Origin of the sequence: Oceanobacillus massiliensis str. N'diop (assembly GCF_000285495.1) — a bacterium.
GTDB lineage: Bacteria > Bacillota > Bacilli > Bacillales > Amphibacillaceae > Oceanobacillus > Oceanobacillus massiliensis.
In genome coordinates this window covers 33,341-36,859 of sequence record NZ_HE610981.1, presented here as the reverse complement: position 1 = coordinate 36,859, position 3,519 = coordinate 33,341, and the positions used below count along the sequence as shown (strand labels likewise).

Annotated in this window: 8 protein-coding genes; 1 reads left to right on the top strand and 7 read right to left on the bottom strand. The window is 34.5% G+C overall.

Annotated features, from left to right (window positions below):
• Nucleotides 1-27: 27 nt before the first annotated feature.
• A complete protein-coding gene (locus tag OMHG_RS16625; protein ID WP_010652030.1) occupies nucleotides 28-588 on the bottom strand; it encodes a DUF3794 domain-containing protein in 561 nt (186 codons plus the stop codon).
• Between the two features lie 147 nt (nucleotides 589-735).
• On the opposite strand from OMHG_RS16625, the gene OMHG_RS16620 reads away from it, so the two are divergent.
• Entirely contained in the window at nucleotides 736-1,197 is a 462-nt protein-coding gene (locus tag OMHG_RS16620) for a DUF3794 domain-containing protein (protein ID WP_010652029.1), read from the top strand.
• Nucleotides 1,198-1,692: 495 nt separating this feature from the next.
• Here the strand turns inward: OMHG_RS16620 and OMHG_RS16615 are convergent, their stop codons facing one another.
• The 6 genes from OMHG_RS16615 to OMHG_RS16595 form a co-directional block, all read right to left on the bottom strand.
• On the bottom strand, nucleotides 1,693-1,911 hold the full coding sequence (locus tag OMHG_RS16615; protein WP_010652028.1) for an XtrA/YqaO family protein: 219 nt from the start codon (nucleotides 1,909-1,911) through the stop codon (nucleotides 1,693-1,695).
• 18 nt (nucleotides 1,912-1,929) lie between these two features.
• Entirely contained in the window at nucleotides 1,930-2,223 is a 294-nt protein-coding gene (locus OMHG_RS16610) for a hypothetical protein (protein WP_010652027.1), read from the bottom strand.
• A gap of 204 nt (nucleotides 2,224-2,427) precedes the next feature.
• Nucleotides 2,428-2,805: a RusA family crossover junction endodeoxyribonuclease gene (locus tag OMHG_RS16605; RefSeq protein WP_010652026.1), complete on the bottom strand. Its 378-nt coding sequence runs from the start codon at nucleotides 2,803-2,805 to the stop codon at nucleotides 2,428-2,430.
• Nucleotides 2,798-3,079 (bottom strand): hypothetical protein, encoded by a 282-nt coding sequence (locus OMHG_RS16600; protein ID WP_010652025.1) that lies wholly within the window; start codon nucleotides 3,077-3,079, stop codon nucleotides 2,798-2,800. The genes OMHG_RS16605 and OMHG_RS16600 overlap by 8 nt, the downstream gene beginning before the upstream one ends.
• Nucleotides 3,063-3,236, bottom strand: a complete 174-nt coding sequence (gene fbpA / locus OMHG_RS18510; RefSeq protein ID WP_147629109.1) for a Fur-regulated basic protein FbpA — start codon at nucleotides 3,234-3,236, stop codon at nucleotides 3,063-3,065. The genes OMHG_RS16600 and fbpA overlap by 17 nt, the downstream gene beginning before the upstream one ends.
• On the bottom strand, nucleotides 3,233-3,519 hold a 287-nt coding region (locus OMHG_RS16595), incomplete at its 5' end, for a dUTP diphosphatase (protein WP_010652024.1). The genes OMHG_RS16595 and fbpA, both read right to left, overlap by 4 nt.

Sequence of the window (3,519 nt, the reverse complement as noted above, 5' to 3'; positions counted from 1 at the left end):
TATTAACCCTCTTCTTTAACATTAAGATTAAGATGTTTGCTCGTTTTGGTCAGTAACTGGGATTGGTGGAATTAATAACGGGTTTATAGTTGTATAGAGGAACAAAATTACACACTTGTTAACTGTTCTCGGGTCTAACAAATTCACCTCAACGTCCTCAATAATTACGTTTACTGGACCATCCAATATATCATTTATAGACAAACCTAAACTTGCTAAAAACTCCTCAACTGTCACTCCAGCAGGTATTGGTAGGGGAATATCGATAAACGAGCAAAATGGATGTTCAAAATGTGCCGAATGAACTGATTGCTCTTCTACAAGGGCAGTATAAATTACCTTTTGGCGAAGTAATCCTTCTACCACTACCTTTACCCCTGTAGGCGTAAAAATATTTCTTGTACTTGTTACTTCTGCATCAATCAACAAAGTATTGATCTGTTCTACATCCGGTTTTGGATCTGGAATAGTTAACCTCTCTTGCACTGCAATTTGATTATTAGGGTTTAGCGGAGTTATAACCGGAAATTCAGATGGATCTGTAATTCCAATTATTTGTACAAAGTCTCTTAATACTCCATTTGACATAATAAATAACACTCCTTTTTTAATTTTTTCTTACAATGCATCCTATGAAATAAAGTTATGCTTGTATAGTTTATCTAACCATTTTTTAGTAACAAATTTATTAATAATAAATATACTGATATTAGCCTAACCTCTGGAGTGATTTTTATGAAAAAAAAAGTTGATGAAATGGTACAATATTCTGGAATAGCTGATATTGAAGATTACCCATGTAAACCAATAACGTATAAACAGAACTCAATTATCAAGAAACAATGCGTTCCCTCCAAAAAACCTAGTATCGAAAATGTTTTAAAAGTTATCTCTTTACTTAAAATCTATGATATAAAACCTGTGCATAATCCATATGATATTAAATTCGTAGTAACAGGGATAATAAAGCAAAGAGTGCTATATACTGCTTTATTGGAAGAGCAATCGGTACATTCATTCCATATTGAGATCCCCTTTTGTGAGCTTATTATAGTTCATGAATGTGACTGGGATTACGATTTAAATAAAGTTAGAATAAAAGGCTACATTGAAGACGTTCATTTATTTAATATAGGCGAAAGGGAACTAGAAGAATGTATTATAGTTTGCTTTACCGTGGAGGAAGATAGCTGTTAGAAAAAGAAATTCATTACTTTAGTGTGATTGTCCTTACTCCTTCTTTATTCTATGCATACAATGCATGAAGGGGTGATACTATGGAGCATAACGAATTTGTGATCAAAGTAAATTGCTACAAAGAAAAGAGACGTACGCATCATAACTGTAACTATTGTTGTAATAAGTGTTGTAAAACAGCTTATCGTCAATGTAGGCCTAAAAAATGTTACTCATCACATAACTGTAATTGTTGCAAAAATAAATGTGTGAGCTTTAGTAATTGTTGTCCTAGTTGTTTTAAAAATTGTTGGCAGTTATTAACATGTAAATGCTGCGAATGGGAAATCGATTTTACTGCTGAAAACTGCAACGGTAGTTAAATATTTTTTGTATGAGAAATAAACTTCTACAAGGAACTAAAATTTAACGAGTAAGAATCCATTTATAATAGCAGTTTAAATGGACGCTTACTCATTTTTTATGTGCAACCCTAGTTTTAGTAATGTAAATTTGCTAATTATTTAATTTACTAACTCTCAAAAACTCTTCCCCCTCATCAAACTTGATGCGTTTCACCCTCCCTTGATGCGTAATCACTTTCGTCTCACCATGCTCAGGTAAATACGTCAATTTAGCCTCACCTTGACAATATACGACAACAAAAGGCTTTTCTCCTTTTTCTATATCGACATTTAATTTACCTTTTTCAAATGGAATATCCTTTAACCTCATAGTACCAACCCCCTGTAATCACCATTTGATGTGTAGATTCTTTTCCGTGTATTCATAGTTTGTTAACGGCATCTTTTTTCTCTCATTACTAATGTGCACCTTACAGCCTTCTAAGCGTTTTTCTAATTCATCAAGGAGTGATTTATTTGAGAAAAACCTTCTGTCATCACGCCCGTTGATCTTAACTATATAACCTTTATATCCTTCTTTTGCGGATTCTTTTAACTCTGATAATAAACCCTCTACAAATTGATCTATCCATTTATAAAAAGCTGTTTCTGCCTCTTTCTGTAATTCTTCAACTAAACTCAATGTGCTAACCCCCTATTTCGTTAATTGCTTATTAAAGCACTCCTGACAGAGATAACTTGTATTGCTCCTTGATTCATTCCCACACTCGATACAGGTTTTCATTCCGCCCCTCCTAAATTCATTTTAAGAGCCATACAGGCGTTTTTATCTTGATGTATGTAAATCTATTAATCTGTTATTTAAACGCCTAATTTTAATAGATTTTTAATGATTTACCGTATTGCCAAGAGAATCCAATTCATAAACTGACATTTCCGCTCGATCTTCGCCTTTTTCACATTTCATTTTCTTTAAGTTCATGATCTCGATTTGCTTGTCATCTACATAAGCTATTTTGTTCAAACTATCGGTTAATGACTTGGCATAATTATCTATATCTCCATGATTACCGCCGTTGATGTAGAGCGTTATATTAACTCCAATCGGCTTATCGGTTGGTTTTCCCTTGTAGTGCTGCTTTGCTATCCAGCCTACTTGCTTTTTATATGCCAGATACCTTTTTGCGTACTTGTTAACATACATACTCTTTTGAGTCATACGGACGGCTGGCACAGGGCGCCCTGGTATTACGAATTCAATCATCAGATCCCCCCTTGATCAGCTGTAATTTGTTGCGCTTTTGGTGATTTCGATATTTCTTGTTTGGCTCAATAATCTGTGTGATGTAGTATTTCATCGGAACATGAACTGTCATTTTATTCGTCCACTTTGGAACCCCTGTGGAGATAACATAAACTAAGCAAGTGCCATAATCCGGGTTAATCAATTCCATGCTTCTTCTTGGCACCGGAAATGGATCACCATATTTCACTTCAAAATTGCGAAGGTATTCTTTTCCATCAATGCTGATCGACATAAGCTCTCGCCGCCTTATTCTGTTCTGTGACATTGGTCCATTCCAACGTGTATAAACTAACCTCTGTTAGCTGTCTACCATCCTCAGTGCTGTAGACTCCCAAATTGTTAAGTTCATAAATCAGTTCTTCTTTTCGTACTTGTACAGCTGTGCTCAATAGTTGTTCGCCTGCCTCTCGTGATTGATCTTATTTTTGTCGAGATAAGCTTGTTCGATTTGTTCTTCTGTGAATCCAAGTGTTTGCCCCATTCCCAAGAAGTTCTCCATAGCTTCAAACCATTCATGTATATCCATATCGTTAAAAACATTTTGGAAAATATTATTGAAATTACCTAATACTCCATTATTTAAATTGATTATTGAGGATACATTTTCGATATCCCATTCATCAGGTATTTGTAATTCCAACCCAATACTCAATATAAAATGCAGACAGTCTA